Genomic DNA, 20,674 nt, shown 5'->3' with positions numbered 1-20,674 from the left:
TGAAACAGGAGCGCGGGCTATTCATTTTCAGGTTGGTTGCGCGACGGGATCTGCGCCAAGGCGTGAGCCGCATCGCAGAACAGCGCATGACGATATAACCATTTCGATAAAAACTTGGCCTTTTTAGAAGCATCGTTTATTATGAAACGGCATCGTTCCTAAAATAACCAATATGGAGGTGAAGGATGCAGAAGCTTCGACTGATTGCTAACTCCCTTCTGTCGATCTATCTGGCGTCTTCCTGTACTGTTGGTCATGCCAGAACGGCAAGTCCAAAAAGCCTTGCAAGCTCTCAAAAAGGCATTGCATCGTACTACAGCGATCGTTTCCACGGCCGGCGGACGGCCAGCGGCGAGCGTTACAACCGGAACGGCCTCACCGCAATGCATCGGTCGCTACCATTCGGTACCCGGCTCCGGGTGACCAATCTCGGCAATAACCGCAGCATAGAGGTGCGCGTGAACGACCGCGGCGATCCCGCGAACAAGCGTCTGCTCGATCTCTCGCGGCGCGCGGCCAAAGAGCTCGGATTCATAAGAGCGGGACTTGCTCAAGTGAAGCTTGAGGTGATCCAACCGGGAGACGGTTGATTTGCTCCTCATCCGTGATGAGGGCAATTTTTATTTTTCGCCGTAGGAAAACGGTTTTGAGCGTGCCGGTTATCGGCCGTAGCCCAAGGATTCTATATCCACCAGACGGCCGTTCTCGAATCGAAGCAGCTGCACGAACCGATTCGGACCGAAGTCGTAGGTCCATTCGTCGATCATGACCGGCACGTATTGCCCCAACTCCAAGCCCGAACCGTACAATTTCACATACCTGAGCTCGATGCGGGAGTCCGTGAATACGGGCTCGCCGCACTTGCGAAGCACCTCGAGCTTGTAATCTCCAGTGTCTACCAGTAGAGAGCCGCAGCGTAGGGCCCAGGCGGACGGTGCGGATAAGCTCAGATACAGACCGAGAAAAAGAATCCTTTTTTTCATAAATGACCATCAAGTTATGGATAGCGGTTATTCTTGACCGAAACTCTCGGAAAAAATCATATAATGGCGTTTGATCGATAAGCGTACCGAGGTTACGAGTTGTATGAGCGAAGAGCCTATTAAATTTACTGACAGCGCTGCGGCCAAGGTGAGCCAACTGATAGCCGATGAAGGAAACGATAACCTGAAGCTGCGGGTTTACATTACCGGCGGCGGCTGCTCAGGTTTTCAATATGGCTTTACTTTTGATGACGCGGTCAATGAAGACGACACGCAAATTGTGAAGAACGGTGTCATTGTCTTGATCGATTCCATGAGCATCCAATATCTGACCGGTGCCGAGATCGACTATACCGAGGACTTATCCGGATCTCAATTCGTTATTCGGAATCCCAATGCGGCCACAACGTGCGGTTGCGGTTCGTCCTTCTCGGTTTAAGCGTTCTCGTTCCAAAAACTTTCGCAAAGTGCCGGTAGGGGACCAATTCCACGCGTATTGGGTCGTCCGCTTCGTGGCTGCCAAGCACGCCGATGGATTGCAGACGAACGGGTGCTGGAAATCAGGGCTAACATATCGGCACCAGCATTACCGGAAACGTTACCCATACGATCGCCAGCAGTGCCAGCCCCCCGAAGGAGACGGTCATCCAGTCGATGAAAGCGGGTGTCGCGGACTGCGGGCGGTGCCGGTGAAGATTCCGCCAGGCGGGGACAAGTATGATCAAGATCCCCGCGATCGCCATCACCGTAGCAATGGTGACCATCCATGCAACGATGCCCACCCCGAGCCAGCTTAAATTCTGAACCCCCCGTGCACACACCAGGGCAGTGGCGATGTAGACAACCCCGAAATGGGCACCCCAGATCAAGACGCCCGAGAGCATCCGAAGCGTGTTTGTGACGAAGTGGAGTGCGGCAGCCATGGCGGTTCACCCCAGGAAGCGCGGAGACAGATGGACCACGGCTAATGCAATCAGGCCCTGAACGACCGTGTAATGCCAGAACAGCATGGTGTTGTCGAAAGTGGCCCGGCGTTCGCGGTTTATGAGTCCGCACACCGAGCGGGCGAAGGTATAGAGGCCCATGATGACCACCACGGTAACGAAAAATCCCTGAATCGAGATGACGGTATAAACGATCGCGGCATAGCCGGAATCGGTCGGCCGCAGGCCTATCTGCCATTGGCCCCACAGCTCGGCCACCAACGCACCGACGAGCAGGGGGACGGCTAAAAGCATGGCCAGGCGCACCGTCCAGAACCTGTTCGATTTCAATGCGCGGCTGGCGTAGGCAATGGCAGCACTGCTGAATGCCGAAAGGCCTCCCGCCGCGAGCGGATAAGCCACTTCCGGCAGCGATTCTCCGCCCTTGGGCCAGAACCCCGGCGCTACGGTCCACAGGAAATAATACGAGAAGATCAGGCAGGCGAAGAGGGAGGCCGAGACTATCATCAGCACGACCATGGCCCACCGGGAATGCGACATGGGGCCGGTCACGTAGACCGGCAGCTTGATGCCGCCGCCGATGTCCACGGGAGGGTGGCTGGGGCCGGGGTCGGTTTCCCATGCCCACCGGATGATCATGGCGATGGCGAACACGCCGAAGAACAGTGCAGGCACCACTACCTTCACCGTCAGGAGCAGAAAGAACGCCGCCGTTCCGAAGGCCGCCAACACCGGGAACCAGCTCCCTGCCGGCATCTGCAAAATGTACAGAGGCCGGGCATCGATGGGACTGGTGACGACGGTCTCGCGCGCGCCGGTAGGCGCGCCCGGCAGGTAATAGCGGCCGGCCTCGACGTCCTCCGCCAGATTCGGCTGATCCCAAAGCGGCTCGCGGCTTTCGACGATGGGAATGCTGCGCATGGCGTAATCGCCGCCGGGCAGCCATTCGAGGGTGCCTGCATCCCAGACGTTGCCCGCCTTTTCCGGACGGAAGGGTCGGAAGTTGCGAATGAGATCGACCAGGAACACCAGAACGCCGGCACCGATGAGGAAAGCGCCGAAAGTCGAGATCAGGTTGAGGGTGTCCCAGCCGACTTCCGCCGAATAGGTATAGACCCGCCGCGGCATACCCAGCAGCCCGGTGATGTGCATCGGGAAGAACGCCGTGTTGAACCCGATGAACATCAATCCGCACACCCAGCGGCCCAGTTTTTCCGAGAGAGGCTTCGTGCTCGCATAAGGCGCCCAGTAATAGAACACGCCGAATAGCGGGAACACCATGCCGCCGAACAGCACGTAGTGCAGATGCGCCACCACGAAATAGGTATCGTGCACCTGCCAGTCGTAGGGCACGATCGCCACCATCACCCCGGTCAGCCCGCCCAGCACGAAAATGAACAAAAAAGCCAGGGTGAACAGCGCCGGCACCGTGAGTTTCAGGCGTCCGGCCGCAATGGTGGCGATCCAGGCGAACACCTGTATGCCGCTCGGAACCGACACCGCCATGCTGGCCGCCGAGAAATAGCTCATGGAGATCTGCGGCAGTCCCACGGCGAACATATGGTGCACCCACAGGGCGAAGCTCAGGAAACCCGTGCCCACCAGGGCCAGCACCACCAATCGGTATCCTACCAAGTGCTTGCGCACCATGGTGGGTATGATCATCGAGACGATTCCCGCGGCCGGTAGGAAGATGATGTAGACCTCCGGGTGACCGAAAAACCAGAAGAGATGCTGCCAGAGCAAGGGGTCGCCGCCTTTCTCCGCTACGAAGAACGGCCACTCGAAGCTGCGCTCCAGCTCCAGAAGCGCGGTGCAGAGGATCACCGCCGGGAAGGCGACCATGATCATCCCGGCGAACACCAGCATGGCCCAGCAATAGATCGGCATCTTATCGAGGCTCATGCCGGGCGCGCGGTTGAGCAGCACCCCCACCACGATCTCGATGGCCGCAGCGATAGCCGTGATTTCGATGAAGCCGATGCCGAGCAGCCAGAAATCGGAGTTGTCGCCGGGCGAGAATTGATAACTGGTCAGCGGCGGATACATGAACCAGCCGCCCTTGGGCGCCAAGTCGAAAAACAGGCTGCAGAAGAACGCCAGCCCACCCGCGAAATAAGCCCAGAAGGCATAGGCCGACAGCCGCGGGAAGGGCAGGTCGCGCGCCGCCTGCATGTTGGGCAGGATGAGAACTCCCAGCGCTTCCACCGCCGGCACGGCGAACAGGAACATCATGATGGTGCCGTGCATCGTGAAGATCTGGTTATAGGTGTCCTGCCCCAGAAGATCGTTTTCCGGCACCGCGAGCTGGGTGCGCATCAGGAGCGCCAGCACGCCGGCCAGCAAGAAGAACAGAAAGGCCGTGCCGACGTAGAAGATGCCGATGTACTCGTTGTTGACGACGGTGATGAAGTTCCAGCCCGATGGTGGCCGCCAAATCTTTTTGAGCAGGGAAAGCTCTTCGTCCGGGCGGGGCACAGGGTTCGGAAATTCCTGATTCCGGTCCATCCATGTCTCCTCAGCGCAATCGATACAGCAGGAATATCCCGCCGAGATAAATCAAGAGCACGGCCAGCGAGTCGTAGCCCATGCGCAGGATCGTCCGATCCCGGCGCTCGACCAAACCGGCGATGTACAGCGTCGTCACGACAATCCCTAAAAGGGCCGCGAATGATGAAAACCGTCCCACCTGGTTCAGCACCGGGCCGTCCGGATAGACGGCATCGATCAAAAAAATCATGCCGACGTTGAACAGATTGGTGCCGAAGATATCGGAAACCGCCATCAGGTAACGCCCTAGGTGCATCGCCGCCAGTACGGTGCTGACTTCCGGCAAGGAGGTCGAAAAGCCGACAAAAACGGCGCCGAAAAAGCTCGAGCCCAGCCCGCTCTGCTCGGCGAGGGTTTCACCGGAACGCGATAGCGCATAGCCCGCCACCAGAATCGCCAAACCGGCAAGCACCGTCTTGCCGAGAATTTTTCCAAACGGACGTTCGGGTTCCTCCTCCGTTTCGTCGCGTTGGGCCGGATGTCCTCTGTGCTGTCCCTCAAGTCCCTGATGGGGACGCTTCGGAGCGCGTCGTTGATGCCAGCCCAGCCCGTCCGGCCGCCAGGGAAAGCGGCCCTGAGATTTGGCGAGCATCCAGATGGCCCCGAAATAAAAAAGGAGAATGCTCCATGCCCAACCGCCGATGCCGAGGAACGCCGTGTCGCCCACGATCACGGCCGCGGACACCAGAGCGAGCAGCAGTACGCCCAGTGCCCCTTGCAAGATCACGACCGGATCGGGAATGACCGAAGTCAGAGCGTCCCGCCCGATGACGGCGTCGGCCAGCGCCAGGATGACGACGTTGATCGCGAGACTGCCGAGGATGTTGTTCACTGCCAGCGGCGCATTGCCGGCGGCGGACGAGGCGACCGTGACCGCGACCTCGGGCAGCGAAGTGATGCCGCCCAAAAGGATCAATCCGGCTGCTGCATGGCCGATGCCGGTATGCTCGGCGATGGCATCGGCATAGTGCGAGACCTTGGTGCCGGCAATCCAGACGATGCCTGCCGAAACCGCGAACATCACGATGTTGAGCCAGAGCGAATAATTCTTGAAATCGAAAGGCATCAGCTCGGGTTCTCCAAATAAGCCGTCGGCCGATGCGCGTGGAAGCGCCGCGGCCGGCATCCGTGAAATCCACTCGAAGATTCAGCTCTTGCGCTGTCCTCCGTAAAGCGGTACCGGCGGTGCTGCCGTCGCATACACCGAGCGGCGCATCTAACCAACCTTGTGCCAGAGAGTAAGCTCCATCGGCTCGGCCAACAGCGTTTCGGCCAGCGTAATCCAATGTCTGATATGTGGCGCGTCGAGATGCCTTCTGAGGTCCTCCTCGCACACCCAGTTCTCATGGAAGAGAAAACGCGAATCGTCATCGGCAGCCTGGTGCATGTCATAATTCATGCAGCCTTTTTCCGAGCGGGTCGGGGCGAGGAGGTTCATGAGCTCCCGCTTGACCTGCGCCTCCATGCCGGGTTTGGCTACGATTCGAACGATAACCGTCACGGGTTTGCTTGCCATGTTTCGCTCCTTTATCGGAGTGCCGGTTGCGATCCATGATTTCAGGGACGCTGCGGACGGAGATGTTCGACAATCCCGGAACCGCGTTCATCTCCGGTTCTCCGAATAAGCCGCCGGCGGACGCGCGGGCTGACGCTGGGCGTTAAGCCAGGCATCGAAATCCTCCGGCGTTTCGACCACCGCCAGGAAGGCCATGTTGGCGTGCTGGGCGCCGCAATACTCGGCGCACTGCCCGCGCCACACGCCCGGCCGGTCGGGTCGGATACGCAGCGTGGTGATACGGCCGGGAATCATGTCGACTTTTCCGGCCAGGTTGGGCAGCCAGAAACTATGGATGACATCGGCGGTGCGCAGTCTGAATTCCACGAGCCGACCGGCCGGAAGGTGGATCTCGTTGGCGGTGGCGACATCGACATGGCCCGCCTCGGTCAGGTAATTCACCCGCCACCAAAACTTCTCGCCGACGACCTCGATCCGCAGGGCCGGAGGTTCCGACGGGGTGACGATATCCCCGGCGATTCTCAGCGTATAGACCAAGAGCGCGGACAACAGGACCACGGGAAACGCGAGGCCGCCGATAAGGACTGCTCGGCGATGGCCCAGCAAGCGGCCGGCGCGTTCCGATCCGGACATCGAATAAACGGTCAGCGCCATGACCAAAACGAAAATGACCGCGGCTCCCCAGTACAGCAGCCAGCCGATGGCATCAATTTCGGATGCGGTCGGCGAATGCGGATCGATGGCGGATTGAAGGCCGGCGCCGGCAGATGCCGGCAGCGTTGCCAGGAGCAAGGCCGAACCAAGACGGGCGGTCATGGTAAGCCGGAACGCGGGCCGTCCGGCCGAACGCATCGACAGCCGGCACTAACCGCAATGCGGAGAGTCGAAAATGCTATAGCGTCGGAAGACGTTCCATTCCCGATGGTCATCGGTCACTCCCCTGGCCGAATATCGAGCCGTGCGGCTGACGCCGTTCTCTCGAATTTTGGAGCGTACTCACAAGAGACCATGGCACCTTCCCGAAAGTTTCTGATCCATGCGCTCATCACTCTCGTCATCCTGGGTGGATTCGGAGTATTGGGCGCGGCCATCGTCGTTCTCACCGGCGTGTACAACGTCGCTGCCATTTATCAACACACTTGGCCGGTTTACGAGATGCTGGATTTCGCATTGGATCGGTCGGTCTCGGCCCGCCTCGGCGGCATCGCGGCGCCGCCCCTGGACGATCCCCTCCTGGCGGAACGCGGCTTCCGCATTTACCGGGACAAATGCGCGCAATGCCATGGCGCGCCGGGTGTGCCTCCCGACGATGCCGGCAAGGGGATGCTGCCGCTGCCCAACAATCTGGCACAAACGGCGCGCGAAAAATCGGCCGAATACATCTATTGGGTGGTCGCCAACGGAATCCGCATGACCGGCATGCCCGCCTGGCAGTATCGCCTCGACGAGGAGGAGCTGTGGGCGGTGGTGGCGTTCGTAGAACGGTTGCCGGAGTTTTCCCCGAAGGAGTACGCGGAATGGGATCGAAAGACCGGCGGGCGATAAGAAGAATCAAAGGAGCGGGCGGACTCTTCGCGGCACTGGCTCTTCTGAATGCCTGCGGCCGCGCCGATCAGCCCTTGTTCGTCACCGGCGGAGACCCGGCCCGAGGGCGGATCGCCTTGCAGCAATATGCCTGCGCGACCTGTCACATCATTCCCGGCATCGTCGGCGCCAAGGGTTTGGCCGGGCCGCCCCTGACCGCTTGGGCCAATCGCATCTACATCGCCGGCGTTCTGCCCAACACTCCGGACGACCTGGTTCTGTGGCTTCGGGACCCGCAGCGGATATCGCCCGGCACGGCCATGCCCGACTTGGGTGTGACCGAGCATGACGCATGGGACATGGCGGCGTATCTCTTCAGCCTGAAATGATCCCGCAGGCGGTCGGCGCTCATGCTCGATAATCGAGGATGCACGCGCAGGCGGAAGAGAGAAAATCCGCCCGAGAACTTTTACGGTATCGAACGACCTAAAAAGTGACGTCGCGACTCGAGAAGCACACTGCGGGAGGAACTCCATGGAACGGCTTGGCCGACTTTGCGCTCTTGGCGCCGTTCTGATCATGATGTCGGCGGGATGCGAGCCCGTGCCGGCACCGCGACTTGCGCAAGCGCCGGCAGCGGCCTACCAGGCGTCCAATCCCGGCGCCGCCATAGGACAAAGCGGCAGGCCGACTCTGGCGCCCATGCTGGAAGCCGTATTGCCCGCCGTGGTCAATATTTCGACGACCTCGACGGTGAACGTGCAGGAGAATCCGCTGTTCAACGATCCGTTTTTCAGACGGTTCTTCGACTTGCCGAACATGCCGCCGCGCCAACGGCAACAGCAGAGCCTCGGCTCCGGCGTGATCGTGAACGCCGAAAACGGGCTTATCCTCACCAACCACCACGTCATCGCCAATGCCGACCAAGTGACCGTGACCCTGCAGGACGGAAGGGATTTCGAGGCTACGGTGGTGGGCGCCGATTCCGAGACCGACGTGGCGGTCGTCAAAATCGACGAGAAAAACCTTACGGCTCTGCGGTTCGGCGACTCGCAATCCTTGCGGGTCGGAGATTTCGTGGTGGCTATCGGCAGTCCTTTCGGCTTGAGCCAAACCGTGACTTCCGGCATCGTCAGCGCGCTGGGTCGTTCCGGTTTGGGCATCGAAGGCTACGAAGACTTCATCCAGACCGACGCCTCGATCAATCCCGGCAATTCCGGCGGCGCCCTAGTCGACCTGAATGGGGAACTGGTCGGGATCAATACCGCCATCGTCGGCCCGGCCGGGGGCAATGTCGGCATCGGTTTCGCGATCCCGAGCCATCTCGCCCAAGCCGTCATGCAGCAGATCGTCCAGTACGGCGAAGTTCAGCGAGGTCAACTCGGGATCGGAGTCCAGGATTTGACTCCCGAGTCGGCGAAAGCCTTGGGCCTGGAGCGGAGCGGCGGCGCCGTGATTGCCCAGGTTCAGCCGGATTCGCCTGCCGCCCAAGCGGGGCTGCGTCCCGGCGACGTCGTGGTGGCGGTCGATGGTGCTCCCGTGGCCAATGCCAGCAGCTTGCGCAATATTATCGGCCTGCTTCGAGTCGGTTCCGAAATCAAGCTGGATTTCCTCCGAAATGGCCAAAAGCGGACGGCGACGGCCCGGATAGCCCAACCACCGGCCCGGCGGCGGTGAGGAAACCTCGGAGCGGCTGTCTCAATGGTTATGGACGAAACTCTATTTCACTCGCGGAGACATGGACATGGGCAGCATCTTGCGATTCTTGGGCAGCGCGATCGGCATCATCTTCCTGATCGGGTTATTGGTCGTGATCGGGATTCTTATGCTCATTTTCTGATCGGAGCGTCGCATGCGGAAATTTAGGCGCCTTCGGTTCGGGATTGTGGCCGGGGCGCTGTCCGCCGTGGCGGGCCTGAATGTGACGGCCAGGGAGTCCGTGCCTCCCTCCGCGCCCGATACCGACGCTCGCCCGCCGATTACGGAGGAGCCCAGCGCTTTGCCGACGGTCCTGATCGTGCCCGGATCGTTCAGCGCCGAGCGGGTCGCCGACGGTTGCTGGGTACAGTTCTACACGGGCGACCGTTTTACCGGAATTCAACTGAACATCGTCGGCCCGGTCGAGATGCGCACCATGAAAGGTCCGTTCGGCGCCCGCTGGACCGGCCTGGAAAGCGTCATAGTCGGACCGCGCGCCCAGGTAACCGCCTTCGACGACGAAGACTTCGAAGACCATAGCCTGTCGTTCGAACCAGGACAGCAAATCCCCGACTTGGGGGAAAGACGGGGACGCAGCGGGCTGGGGATTTTCGAAGATATCAAGTCGCTGCGGGTGACTTGTTTGCCGCGCCGCTGATGCGGCGAATGGCACGGCATTCGGCGCATGAAACGGAGAGCGCGTTCGGCAGGGGGGGGCGATGGCGGATCTTGGTAGGACTCGCCGTTCTGGCTGTCTTGGCGTTGGTCGCTTATTGGCTCTGGTCGCAGATTGTCGGTAAACGCGGACCGGCTGAACCGTTCGAGATCCCTCCCGTCACCGTGACGGCAGCCCGTGCCGAGCCGGAGATCTGGCGGACCGAGTTGGACGCCATCGGCAACCTCGTCGCCGTGCACGGGGTGCAAGTGACCACCGAGGTGGCGGGCATGGTGGAAACCATCGGGTTCGAATCGGGCGCCGAAGTGGAGCAGGGCGCGACCCTGGTGCAATTCAAGACCGATGTGGACCTGGCGCGGCTGGAGCGCCTCGAGGCCGAGGCCGAACAGGCGCGCCGCGATCTGGCTAGGTTCCGCGAACTGGCGCAGCGGCGCTTCGTATCTCAATCCGAACGGGAGCAGGCGGCGACCCGGGTGGAAACCTTTGAAGCCCAGGTTAGGGAACAGCGGGTCCTGATCGGCAAAAAGCGGATCGAGGCACCGTTCAGCGGGGTTCTCGGACTCCGTTACGTCAATCTGGGACAATATCTTGAACCCGGACAGGCCGTGGTCGATTTGCAGTCGATCGCCCCCATCTACACGGATTTCACCTTACCCGGACGTCATTACGGCGTTATCGGACCGGGACTGCCCGTCCGGGTGCGGGTCGACGCCTACCCCGATCAGGTTTTCGAAGGCGAAATCAGCGCGGTCAGCCCGCAGATCGACCGGGAAACCCATAATTTCAGCGTGCGCGCTACGCTCCCCAACCGCGAACGCCTGCTCCGGCCGGGCATGTTCACCGACGTGGTCGTGACGCTTCCCGATGAGCGCCGGGTGCTGGCAGTTCCCAACACGGCGATCAGCTACAGCCCGTACGGCGACGTCGTGTTCGTGATACGGGAAGGGGGCGGGGCGGCTCCGGCACTGCCGGCCGGCGGTGCCGACGATAGCGGAAATCCGGACGATTCGGCGGTTTCTTCCGCTCGGGCTCCGGACCAGCGTATCCATCGGGTCCAACGGGTTTTTGTCACCACCGGCGAGCGCCGGGGTTTGCGCGTCGAAATCCTGAAGGGCGTCGCGCCCGGCGACCGGGTGGTCACATCGGGTCAGCTCAAGCTCAGCGACGGGGCGCGGGTGCTCATCTCGGACCGGGACGTGCTGCCGGAAGTCGACCCCATACCGAAGGGACCGTGATGGGCGGCTTTACCGATCTCTTCATCAAGCGGCCGGTGCTGGCCTCGGTGGTCAGCCTGGTGATTCTGATGCTGGGATTGCGGTCGATTCTAACCCTCAATGTCCGCGAGTATCCCGAGACCTACTCCTCGGTCATCACCATTTCGACCCCTTATTTCGGCGCCGACGCGGAACTGGTCAGAGGATTCATCACCACGCCCCTGGAACAGGCCATCGCCACCGCCGAGGGCATCGACTATCTCGAATCCACCAGCGTCCAGGGTACCAGCACCATCCGGGCGAGGCTTTTGCTCAATTACGATCCCAACGCCGCGGTGGCCCAGATCATCACCAAGATCAACCAAGTGCGGAACCAGTTGCCGCCCGGCAGCGAGGACCCCATCGTCACCGTTACTCCGGGCGAGCCGACCGCCGCCATGTACATCGCCTTTTACAGCGAGGTGCTGGAACGCAACCAGGTGACCGATTATCTCAACCGCGCCGTTCGGCCGCGCCTGGAGACCCTGGTCGGCGTTCAGGAGGCGCCGGTCCTGGGCGGGCAGACGGTGGCCATGCGCATCTGGCTGGACCCGAAGCGCATGGCGGCATTCCGGGTCACGCCGACAGACGTCCGCGCGGCGCTCGAGGCCAACAACTTCATCGCGGCGGTGGGCGCGACCAAGGGAGCGACCCTCTCGATCTCGCTGGATGCCGCGACCAACCTGCATTCGGTGGAGGAGTTCGAGCGGCTGGTGGTGCGGGAGGACAACGGCGCGCTGATCCGGTTGCGGGACGTGGCGGAGGTGTCCCTGGGTGCCGAATCGTACGAAACCTCGGTGTATTTCGACGGGGTTCCGGGGGTGTTCATCGCCGTGGAAGCGGCGCCCACGGCCAATACCCTGGACACGGCGGCGCGCGTGCGCGAAGTCTTTCCCGATATCCAGCGGCAATTGCCCGCGGGCATCCGCGGCGTCATCGTCTACGACAGCACCGACTTCATCCGCGACTCGATGCGCGAGGTGCTGGTTTCGCTGGCCGAGGCGCTGAGCATCGTGACCGGGGTCATCTACCTGTTCCTGGGATCGGCCCGCGCTGCGCTGGTGCCCGCCGTGGCCATGCCGCTGTCGCTGGTGGGCTCGCTGTTCCTGATCCTGGTCATGGGGTTCACCATCAATCTCCTGACCCTCTTGGCGCTGATCCTTGCCATCGGCATGGTGGTGGACGACGGCATCGTCATCGTGGAGAACGTCCACCGCCACATGGAGGAGGGCAAGAGCAGGTTCGAGGCCGCCCTCGAAAGCGGGCGCGAACTAGCGGCGCCCATCGTCGCCATGAACATCGTGGTGGTGGCGGTGTATGCGCCCATAGGCTTCATGACCGGGCTCACCGGAAATCTCTTCACCGAGTTCGCCTTCACGGTGGTCGGGGCGACGCTGATCTCGGGCGTCGTCGGCCTGACCCTGTCGTTCATGCTGTGCTCCAAGCTGCTCAGGCGGGAAACCGGGAAACGCGGGCTCAGCCGCCGGGTGGACGCAGGCTTCGGATGGGTGGCCGAGCGTTACGGCCGCCTCCTCCATTACACTTTGGAGCAGCGCTGGTTGGTGCTGCTGTTCGGAGGCGTCGTACTGGTCGCCTGCTTTTTTCTCTATACCGCCGCCGAGGACGAACTGGCGCCGACCGAGGACCAAGGCTTTCTCATCGTGCAGGCCACCGCCGATCCCAACGTCTCCATCGACTACCTGGAACGCTGGACCGGCCGGGTCGGCGAGATCATTCAGGATTTCGACGCCACCGATCATTCGTTCGTCATCAACGGCGTGGCGCCGGGCGGAGGCGGCGTGGGCAGCGCCTATCAGGCTTTCGCCGGCATGTCGATGAAGGACTGGGAGGAGCGGGCGCAGAGCCAATTCGACATCATGCCCGAATTGCAGGATCGGGTGAACGGCGTCGCCGGCCTCCAGAGCGCGGTGTTTCCGCCGCCCGCGCTGCCGGGCGCCGGCGGCGGAACCCCGGTACAGTGGGTCATCGGTACCACCGAGGAAACCGAGGCGCTCTACGATGCGGTGCAGCGGGTGCTGGAGCGGGCGCGGCAAAGCGGCAAATTCGACTTCATCGAAACCGATCTGCATTACGACCGGCTCCAGGTGCGGGTGGAGATCGACCGTGCCAAGGCGGCCGATCTCGGCATCGACATGCAGCAATTGGGCGGCGATCTTTCCACGCTGCTGAGCGCCGGCTATGTCAATTATTTCAGCGTCCGTGACCGTAGCTATCGGGTCATTCCCCAGGTGGAACGCGTCTATCGGCTTCGCCCCGAACAGCTCGAGAATTATTATCTCCGCGCCCGGAACGGCAGCCTGATTCCCGCCTCGACCATTGTCCACCTCACCCAAACGATCCAGCCGAGGGAACTGGCCCGGTTCAACCAGCTCAACGCGGCCACCTTGTCCGGAGTCCCGGCGCCGGGAGTGACGCTCGGCGAAGCGGTGGAGTTCCTGAGGACGACCGTGGCCGAAATCTTGCCCGGCGGCGGATATGTCACCGACTGGAAGGGGCAGTCGCGGCAGTACGTCCAGGAGGGCGCGGAACTGGTCACCGCGTTTTTCCTGTCGGTGATCCTGATCTATCTGGTCCTTGGCGCGCAGTTCGAAAGCTTCCGCGATCCCGCCATCATGCTGGTGAGCGTGCCCATGTCGCTGGCCGGGGCGCTGCTGTTTATGGCGCTCGGGGTGGTCACCGTCAATATCTACACCCAGGTGGGCCTGTTGACGCTGATCGGCTCCATCATCCGCCACGGGATTCTCCTGGTGGAATTCGCCAACGAGGTCCAGCGGCGCGAGGGGCTGGACCGCCGCCGGGCGATGGAGACCGCGGCGGCGATCCGGCTCCGCCCGATCCTGATGACCACGATCGCGACCCTGGTCGGCATGATTCCGCTCTGGTTCGCGTCCGGACCCGGCGCCGAAAGCCGCTTCGCCATCGGCTTCGTGCTGGGCGCCGGCATGGCCATAGGCACGCTGTTCACGCTATTCGTGGTGCCGGCCTTTTATACCGTTATCGCCAGCGAGCGGGCCGGATCGGAAAAGGGTGAACAAGGTGAGGAGACCTGAAACCTGTTGTCGCTTAATCGTAGGACGCGGTGAGCTCTTCGAACCGCATCGATCGCTCTATCACCAATAATACGGACGACCATAATAGTCGTGGATCTCGATCTCGTAGCGGCGGTTGACCGGTTTTGTCGGATCGAACTCGGGCCCGTTGCGGATGCTTTCGGCATCGAGTTCGACATGCAGGCGCTGTGCGGTCCAATCGACTGAACCGAGCCAAGGCGTCGCCACCAGAACCTTGCGTCCCGGCAGCCAATGGCCCGTGTCGACCACCAGATAGCGCAGCGCCCAAGCCTGGTCGTCCACGATGAAATCGTCCACTTGGCCGATGTCCCGGTCGGTGGCGGCGATGTCGTAGCCGGTCACTTCCTCTACCGAACGCAAATGCTCTTCTTTCGGTTCCCGGATCTCGGTCCCGGGCACAGATGCCGGTGTCGGGTTGACGACTCCGCCGGGCCAGGGGTAAGCGCCGAAGCCGCCGGGACCCAAGCCATAGGGCGACAAGATGCCGGTGTAAGGGGGCTGCGAGTAGTGTCGCCAGTACTCGGCCTCGTACGCTCGGGATACCGGGGCGTGCTCGTCCAGCGGCGGAGAGTTTTCGATTTGCTGTTTGGTCAAACGCACGGGCAAACGCCTGTGGGTCCAATCCGGTTGGTCGAGAAACGCGGGCGAAACGACCACCTTGCGTCCGGGCAGCCATTTGGCGGTCTTGGCCACCATGAAGCGAACCACCCAATCGCGATCGTCGAACAGAAAATCGTCGCAGCGGCCGATGTCGCCGTCTTTCGCCCCCAGTACATATCCCACAATTTCCTTGACGCTTCTCAACATAAATCCTCCAAACTCGAGGTATCCGACATGCCGGATCGGCGCACTATTTGAAGCTGCCTCTTAGGTAACGAAACACGGCGGAAAGTTTCGGCACGAGCATTTAGCTCCCGTTCTCCGCTTCCTCGACGATCCGTTCTCTTTGCAGCCAGCGGGCCACCAGCCACCAGATCAATGCCCAGGCGGCTCCGATCATCCAGCCGGCGGCGACGTCGGACGGCCAGTGGACGCCCAAGTACACCCGGCTGAAGCCGACCAGCAAGCAGAGCACGACGGCCATCGTCAGCACGAAAAACTTGGTGCGCCGATCGGGCAGCACTCGGGCGAGCAGGGCGCCCAGAGTCAGATAAGTGGCGGTAGCCAGCATCGCATGGCCGCTGGGAAAGCTTGCGGTGTAGACGTATGCGCCATGGGGTACGAGATCGGGGCGGGGGCGGTCGAAGCCGAGCTTGAGCAAGGTGTTGATAAGCAGGCCGCCGCCGACGGCGATAGCCAAGAGGAGCACGGTCCGGTGTTTTCGCAACAGGGCGAGATAGCCCGCCGCGCCCAGCGTGATGAATAGGATCACGCTAACGCCGCCCAAGGCGGTGAAATCCCGGAACATTTCCTCGACCCATCGCGGGCCGATCGGGTCGGCCGGGTCGGCGGGATTCCGCAAGGCCAGCAGGATGGCGGTGTCGACGGCGCGCGTCTGACCTTCGGCGACCTCGTCGGCGAGTTCGATGAACCCCCAGATTCCCGCCCCGGTTAAGAGAATCAGCACAAGGGTTCGAAACTCGCGAGCAACGGCGGATCCCGCGGCGCCGAGCAGCGGCCTGAGCGCGACGATGAATCGTTGAGACATGGACATGGCGAACGCTTGTATCTCGATTGATGATCATGATTTGGACAATTCCATGGACTCTCCGGCACGGCGGGGCGGGGATAATTCCACTTTCCGCTTGGTCCTTATTAGTAAGTCCCCGTAAAAGCGCCTTTCATTCGACCGAACCGGCGGGGAGCTCGCAATATGCTGTCGGCAGCTCGATCGAGTTCTACGGCAAGGCCGGAATGCCGGCAAGGGGCGTAATAATGGATCATGAGACCAGCGAGACACGGACTCCCAGCGGACTGCTGACCAAGCGGACGCTCATCGTCGCAGTCGCGGGTACGGCCGTCATTGCGCTGCTTCTGGCGGTTTGGCAGGTGTCGCAGATTCTTTTGCTGGTTTTCGCGAGTCTCCTCCTGGCCCTGTTCCTCCGCACGCTTGCCGAGTTCATCACCCGGCATACGCCTTTGTCCATGAACTGGTCGCTGACGGTGGTGGTCTTGATACTGCTGGGCTTGCTCGTGCTGATCCTGGCGCTGTACGGACCCGCCATCGCCGACGGTTTTTACCAGTTGTTCCAGCAGTTGCCGGCGGCGCTGGACCGGCTACGGAACACGCTCGAGCAATATCCGTGGGGAACCGCGGTGATCGATAGGCTATCCAGGGCGGGTAGTACCCTCACAGATCCCGAGCAGCTATCGAAAATCGCCGGGATTTTTTCGACCGCATTCGGCGCCTTGGGCAGCCTCTTCATCGTGATCGTGCTGGGGCTTTATTTCGCCGCTGATCCCAAGACCTACATCGACGGCACGGTTCATCTGTTTCCCAAGGGGCGCCGAGGACAGGTTTGGGAGGCATTCAACCGGATGGGGAATGCACTCCGCTGGTGGCTGATCGGGCGAATCGCAGCCATGCTCGCCGTGGGGGTGTTGATCGGCGTCGGGCTGATGGCGCTGGGAGTGCCGTTCGCGTTTATTTTGGGTCTTGTCGCCGCCGCCCTGGATTTCGTGCCCAATATCGGGCCGCTGATTGCGGCCGTGCCGGCGATGATGGTCGGTCTCACCCAGGGCGGCCCGACGGTACTCTATGTAGCCATCCTCTATTTCGTGGTCCAGGCATTGGAAGGGTATCTGATCACGCCCTTCATCCAACAGAAGATTGTTTCCCTGCCGCCGGCTCTGCTGCTGACCGCCCAACTCATCATGGGCGCAAGCTTCGGCATCCTAGGACTTCTGCTCGCGCCGCCGCTGGTGGTGGTCATTATGGTGCTGGTGCAGATGCTGTATATGAGGGACGTATTGGGAGAATCCGTCGAGATGCCCTAAAGGCGGCTGGGTGGTTCGATTGTGATTTCTGTCGCAGGGGCCATTCCCACGCATGTGGGGAACAGATCCGAATGAGGCTAGCCGCGGATCGATCGTGCGCTGTCCGGAAAATGTTTCGGTTCAGCATCCGATCTCGTTGCTGTTTTCGGCAAGCAATGCACGTTCTTCTTCGCCGATCTCCGAATCGGCCGACGGCTTCGCCTTGGTCGCCGATACGTCCATCATGCCGGCGACCCGTTGCAGGCTGGAGAGAATGAGGGTTTGCTCCCAGTCGTTCAATTGCCGGAAGGCGGCCACGAAGTTGACGTGCAGCAGCGAGGGCGCATGCCGGAGTGCCTCCCGGCCGGCGTCGGTGAGGGTGATGGTCAGGCGCCGCTTGTCTTCCGCGCTGCGCTCGCGCCGGATTTGGCCCTTCAGTTCCAGGCGGTCCAGGATAGACGTGATGGTTCCCTGGCTGAGGCTGACGGCCCGGCTGAGCTGGTGGGCCGTCAGCGCTCCGCGCTTTTCCAGGGCACGCAGCACCAGCAGCTGCGAGCCGGTCAGCCCAGCTTTCTGCAACTGCTTGGATTGCAAATCGAGCGCCTGTACGATGCGCCGGAGTTCCACCAGGACCTGCTCGTGAATTTCCATGGGAGCGCCGGTGAGCGGTTGAGCCTGTTTCACGCCACTGTTCCTGCGAGTCGGTAAATGTGCGGGCTAGCTTCAGGCGGATGACATGCCGTCCGAAGCCGTCGACGATAGTTTTGAAGCCGGGCGCGTCCGGCTACCGTTTCGGGATTATATCTTCCATGATTCGCGCAGCCTTCGATAAAAGCTCAGATCGCGTTTGACCGCGCCCCTGACGCCGCAAATGAATCCGGCCAATTCCTGGGCCCGTTCCAGCGCGTCCTGCAAGGGCCAACGCCACATCAAGCCGACCAGCAGCGCGGCGCTGAACGCGTCTCCCGCGCCGACGGTGTCCACGACCTTTATCGACGCGTCGGGACGCACCCGAGCCGTATTTCCGTTGGCGCAGACGGCGAATGCTCCCGATTCGCCCAGGGTCACCGCCACGTATTCCGCGTCGCAGAGGGCTCGCAAGGCTTCGGCGCGCTCTTCGGGAAGCTTGCCGGACAAGCCGTAAATATCGGTTACGGTGTCCAATTCCTGCGCGTTCAATTTAATCCAGTTCGCCCGTTCCAGCAGGGTCCACAAATGCTCGACGCTCCACCAGGGCGAACGGAGATTGACGTCGAGGAATATCGGGGGACGATGGCGTTTGATGAGATAATCGAGCGCCTGGCGCGAGACCTGATTTCTCACGGCGAGGGTGCCATGGTACAGGATGGCGCCTCCCGTCGGAAATTGAGGGACGTCGTGCGCTTCGATGAAGTCGTAGGCCCGCTCGGGTTGAATGCGGAACACGGGTTCCCCCTTCTCGATGTGCACCCGCACGGCTCCCGTCATGCGCTCGGGGTCGATTTGCACGCCCCGTTCGTCCAGATCCCAGTCGTGAAGCGCCTCGCGAACAAGTTTTCCACCCTCGTCCTCGCCGATACGGCTTATCAGCAAGGGTTGTATGCCCAGTCCCCGGAGGTGGCAGGCTACATTCAGCGGAGCCCCCCCCAGCACAACCGAGCCATCGGGAAAATGATCGAGCAGCAGTTCGCCGAAGAGGACCGGTCTCAGTGATACAGTGAATTCGGTCATGTCTACTTTGATGTCAAAATAAAATAAAGCTGAACGCCCTGTTCCGGCCGTCTAGGCTACCGGGCAAGGCGCGCTAATCAGTAGTTTTACCTATGGGAGTACGATAAATCGGGTTGACAGGTTCGTGCAAACATTTTGAAATCAAAAAATAGGGCGGGTATGTTGCACGTCTCCCGCTGCGGGAAGCGCTCCACGGCTGATTGTGGATACGGCCGACGCCTGAGCGTTTCGAATCGTTACGAAGAACAATCTCTGCTACCCGCCGAGTTAGTAAAAAATCTATTCCCGGAATCATGCCGCGATTTGTGGATAGAGCGGGCTGTTTCGTCTTGCTGATGGTCCTCGCAGCGTCGGTATCGGCCGAACCGGTCCGGCTCACGGCATTGCGAGCTGCGGATAAGGCGGATCGGGCGCGTTTGGTTTTTGAATTCACCGGTAAACCCGAATACCGGGTGATCCGCTGGGCCGAACCGAGGCGGCTGCTGGTGGATATTACCGATGCCAAGCTCGGAGTCAGCGTAAAGCAGCCGCCAGCGTCGCATCCTTTTTTGGGAAAGATCCGCACGACATCTCACAAGGAAAGGCTTCGATTGTCGGTCGACCTGAAGCGCCCGGTTTTGCACAGGGCGTTTATCAGCCCCGCCGGAAAGGGAGTCCGGCTGATCGTCGAACTGATCGAATCCGAGCCCCCCAAAGCCGGTGCCGCGACCAAAACCGCGAAGAAGACAGCACATGCGCCGGTCCGCCGAAGTTCCAGGAAGCCCAAGATCCGCGTGATCGCGATTGATGCGGGTCATGGCGGCAAGGACACCGGCGCCGTCGGTCCGGGCGGCCGTCGGGAAAAGGACGTGGTGCTGTCCATGGCCCGCAAGCTGAAAGACATGATTTACGCCGAACCTGGCATGAAGCCGGTGATGATCCGGAAGGACGACCGTTTTCTCAGTCTGCGCGAACGTCTGGTGAAAGCCCGCGAGGCGCAGGCCGACCTGTTCATATCCTTGCATGCCGATGCCTACGTGCATGGCCTGGCTCGGGGCATGTCGGTGTTCACGCTGTCCCAGCGCGGGGCCAGCAGCGAGGCCGCGCGCTGGCTGGCGGAACGGGAAAATGCGGCCGACTTGATAGGCGGCGTGAGCTTGAGGGACAAGAACGGCACCTTGGCGAAAGTGCTGCTCGACCTGTCCCAGTCCGCCACCGCCGAGGCGAGCGCGCGAGCCGCATCCGCCGTGCTGTGGGAACTGAAGAAGAGCTTCCCCATGCACCATCCGGAAGTCCAGCGGGCGGGATTCGTCGTGCTGAAATCGCCGGATATCCCGTCGATTCTGGTCGAGACCGGATTCATCACCAACCCGGAAGGCGAGAGCAAGCTCGCAGACGCCGCCCATCAGACGAAGATTTGCCGCGCGATCTTTTACGGGATTCGGCAGTTCTTCTCGGCCAAGGCGCCGACCAAGGCCAGCGGGAACTAAAGCATTCTCCGGTTTGGTGTAGCGCGTCGTGGGTGCAGTGTCCGTCGGCAAAGGATTGACGACCTACAACGGTGTCTCAAGTAGGTCGGAAATCCCTTCCCGACGTAATTCCATTCGGCATTCGAGATAATATTCATCGTAGGATGGGTAGAGCGAAGCGAAACCCATCGATGGCGGGTTAGCCCCTAGTCTCCGCTCGGGACAGGCTCTGCGTAACCCATCGATTGAAGGTCGCTCGGTGGGTTACGACGCATGCGAGGCGCGGTGATCGGCCATCGGTCAGTGCTGATGTGCGCCTAACCCACCCTACGAAAATGAATTCCGGATTGAAAGCGATTTGAGA

The 20,674-nt window shown here is 61.3% G+C and carries 19 protein-coding genes and 1 pseudogene; 10 read left to right on the top strand and 10 right to left on the bottom strand.

Translation table 11 applies throughout. The annotated features are described in order from the left end of the window. The first annotated feature begins 185 nt into the window (after window positions 1-185). On the top strand, window positions 186-590 hold the full coding sequence (locus ACR2TX_RS22680) for a septal ring lytic transglycosylase RlpA family protein (RefSeq protein WP_077730588.1): 405 nt from the start codon (window positions 186-188) through the stop codon (window positions 588-590). A 69-nt stretch (window positions 591-659) separates the two neighbouring features. Here the strand turns inward: ACR2TX_RS22680 and ACR2TX_RS22675 are convergent, their stop codons facing one another. Then, the gene (locus ACR2TX_RS22675; protein ID WP_077730589.1) at window positions 660-983 is read right to left on the bottom strand and encodes a DUF2845 domain-containing protein; all 324 of its coding nucleotides are present in this window, start codon (window positions 981-983) and stop codon (window positions 660-662) included. Between the two features lie 103 nt (window positions 984-1,086). On the opposite strand from ACR2TX_RS22675, the gene erpA reads away from it, so the two are divergent. Beyond that, on the top strand, window positions 1,087-1,422 hold the full coding sequence (gene erpA, locus ACR2TX_RS22670) for an iron-sulfur cluster insertion protein ErpA (RefSeq protein ID WP_077730590.1): 336 nt from the start codon (window positions 1,087-1,089) through the stop codon (window positions 1,420-1,422). 127 nt (window positions 1,423-1,549) lie between these two features. Here the strand turns inward: erpA and ACR2TX_RS22665 are convergent, their stop codons facing one another. The 5 genes from ACR2TX_RS22665 to coxB all read right to left on the bottom strand — a co-directional run bounded on the left by ACR2TX_RS22665 (window position 1,550) and on the right by coxB (window position 6,809). Further along, window positions 1,550-1,906, bottom strand: a complete 357-nt coding sequence (locus tag ACR2TX_RS22665) for a hypothetical protein (protein ID WP_077730591.1) — start codon at window positions 1,904-1,906, stop codon at window positions 1,550-1,552. 6 nt (window positions 1,907-1,912) lie between these two features. After that, the gene (locus ACR2TX_RS22660; RefSeq protein WP_077730592.1) at window positions 1,913-4,435 is read right to left on the bottom strand and encodes a cbb3-type cytochrome c oxidase subunit I; all 2,523 of its coding nucleotides are present in this window, start codon (window positions 4,433-4,435) and stop codon (window positions 1,913-1,915) included. Between the two features lie 10 nt (window positions 4,436-4,445). After that, the gene (locus tag ACR2TX_RS22655) at window positions 4,446-5,543 is read right to left on the bottom strand and encodes a sodium:calcium antiporter (protein WP_347257518.1); all 1,098 of its coding nucleotides are present in this window, start codon (window positions 5,541-5,543) and stop codon (window positions 4,446-4,448) included. A gap of 150 nt (window positions 5,544-5,693) precedes the next feature. Beyond that, entirely contained in the window at window positions 5,694-5,993 is a 300-nt protein-coding gene (locus tag ACR2TX_RS22650) for a putative quinol monooxygenase (protein WP_347257519.1), read from the bottom strand. Window positions 5,994-6,080: 87 nt separating this feature from the next. Next, window positions 6,081-6,809 (bottom strand): cytochrome c oxidase subunit II, encoded by a 729-nt coding sequence (coxB, locus tag ACR2TX_RS22645; protein ID WP_168175426.1) that lies wholly within the window; start codon window positions 6,807-6,809, stop codon window positions 6,081-6,083. A 192-nt stretch (window positions 6,810-7,001) separates the two neighbouring features. Here coxB and ACR2TX_RS22640 point away from each other — a divergent pair, with 192 nt between their 5' ends. From ACR2TX_RS22640 to ACR2TX_RS22615, 6 genes and pseudogenes are all read left to right on the top strand, one after another. Next, window positions 7,002-7,538 carry a c-type cytochrome gene (locus ACR2TX_RS22640; RefSeq protein WP_205780781.1) on the top strand — a complete coding sequence of 179 codons (537 nt, stop codon included), beginning with the start codon at window positions 7,002-7,004 and terminating at the stop codon, window positions 7,536-7,538. Continuing rightward, a complete protein-coding gene (locus ACR2TX_RS22635; RefSeq protein WP_133718174.1) occupies window positions 7,511-7,906 on the top strand; it encodes a c-type cytochrome in 396 nt (131 codons plus the stop codon). The genes ACR2TX_RS22640 and ACR2TX_RS22635 overlap by 28 nt, the downstream gene beginning before the upstream one ends. Before the next feature lie 190 nt (window positions 7,907-8,096). After that, a pseudogene (locus tag ACR2TX_RS22630) lies at window positions 8,097-9,176 on the top strand (Do family serine endopeptidase); the annotation flags it as partial. Window positions 9,177-9,369: 193 nt separating this feature from the next. Continuing rightward, entirely contained in the window at window positions 9,370-9,873 is a 504-nt protein-coding gene (locus ACR2TX_RS22625; protein ID WP_077730595.1) for a beta/gamma crystallin domain-containing protein, read from the top strand. Between the two features lie 8 nt (window positions 9,874-9,881). Then, on the top strand, window positions 9,882-11,126 hold the full coding sequence (locus ACR2TX_RS22620; RefSeq protein WP_434130752.1) for an efflux RND transporter periplasmic adaptor subunit: 1,245 nt from the start codon (window positions 9,882-9,884) through the stop codon (window positions 11,124-11,126). Then, entirely contained in the window at window positions 11,126-14,215 is a 3,090-nt protein-coding gene (locus ACR2TX_RS22615; RefSeq protein ID WP_434114216.1) for an efflux RND transporter permease subunit, read from the top strand. Before ACR2TX_RS22620 ends, ACR2TX_RS22615 begins: the two co-directional genes overlap by 1 nt. 60 nt (window positions 14,216-14,275) lie before the next feature. Here ACR2TX_RS22615 and ACR2TX_RS22610 read toward each other — a convergent pair whose 3' ends face one another. Both ACR2TX_RS22610 and ACR2TX_RS22605 read right to left on the bottom strand, forming a co-directional pair. Continuing rightward, window positions 14,276-15,043, bottom strand: a complete 768-nt coding sequence (locus ACR2TX_RS22610) for a PRC-barrel domain-containing protein (protein ID WP_434113465.1) — start codon at window positions 15,041-15,043, stop codon at window positions 14,276-14,278. A gap of 100 nt (window positions 15,044-15,143) precedes the next feature. Next, window positions 15,144-15,890 carry a phosphatase PAP2 family protein gene (locus ACR2TX_RS22605; protein WP_434113463.1) on the bottom strand — a complete coding sequence of 249 codons (747 nt, stop codon included), beginning with the start codon at window positions 15,888-15,890 and terminating at the stop codon, window positions 15,144-15,146. Between the two features lie 221 nt (window positions 15,891-16,111). Here ACR2TX_RS22605 and ACR2TX_RS22600 point away from each other — a divergent pair, with 221 nt between their 5' ends. Next, entirely contained in the window at window positions 16,112-17,173 is a 1,062-nt protein-coding gene (locus ACR2TX_RS22600; protein WP_434113461.1) for an AI-2E family transporter, read from the top strand. Window positions 17,174-17,293: 120 nt separating this feature from the next. Here the strand turns inward: ACR2TX_RS22600 and ACR2TX_RS22595 are convergent, their stop codons facing one another. Both ACR2TX_RS22595 and ACR2TX_RS22590 read right to left on the bottom strand, forming a co-directional pair. Beyond that, a complete protein-coding gene (locus tag ACR2TX_RS22595; protein ID WP_434130751.1) occupies window positions 17,294-17,836 on the bottom strand; it encodes a MarR family winged helix-turn-helix transcriptional regulator in 543 nt (180 codons plus the stop codon). Window positions 17,837-17,950: 114 nt separating this feature from the next. Then, entirely contained in the window at window positions 17,951-18,862 is a 912-nt protein-coding gene (locus ACR2TX_RS22590; RefSeq protein WP_077730600.1) for a carbohydrate kinase family protein, read from the bottom strand. 293 nt (window positions 18,863-19,155) lie between these two features. Between ACR2TX_RS22590 and ACR2TX_RS22585 the strand changes: the two genes are divergently transcribed. After that, on the top strand, window positions 19,156-20,331 hold the full coding sequence (locus ACR2TX_RS22585) for an N-acetylmuramoyl-L-alanine amidase (RefSeq protein ID WP_077730601.1): 1,176 nt from the start codon (window positions 19,156-19,158) through the stop codon (window positions 20,329-20,331). Window positions 20,332-20,674: the final 343 nt, after the last annotated feature.

This window comes from Methylocaldum sp. GT1BB, from assembly GCF_051027545.1.
GTDB lineage: Bacteria > Pseudomonadota > Gammaproteobacteria > Methylococcales > Methylococcaceae > Methylocaldum.
Note: the sequence above shows the minus strand (reverse complement) of the source record. Positions and strands in the feature narration are given on the sequence as shown.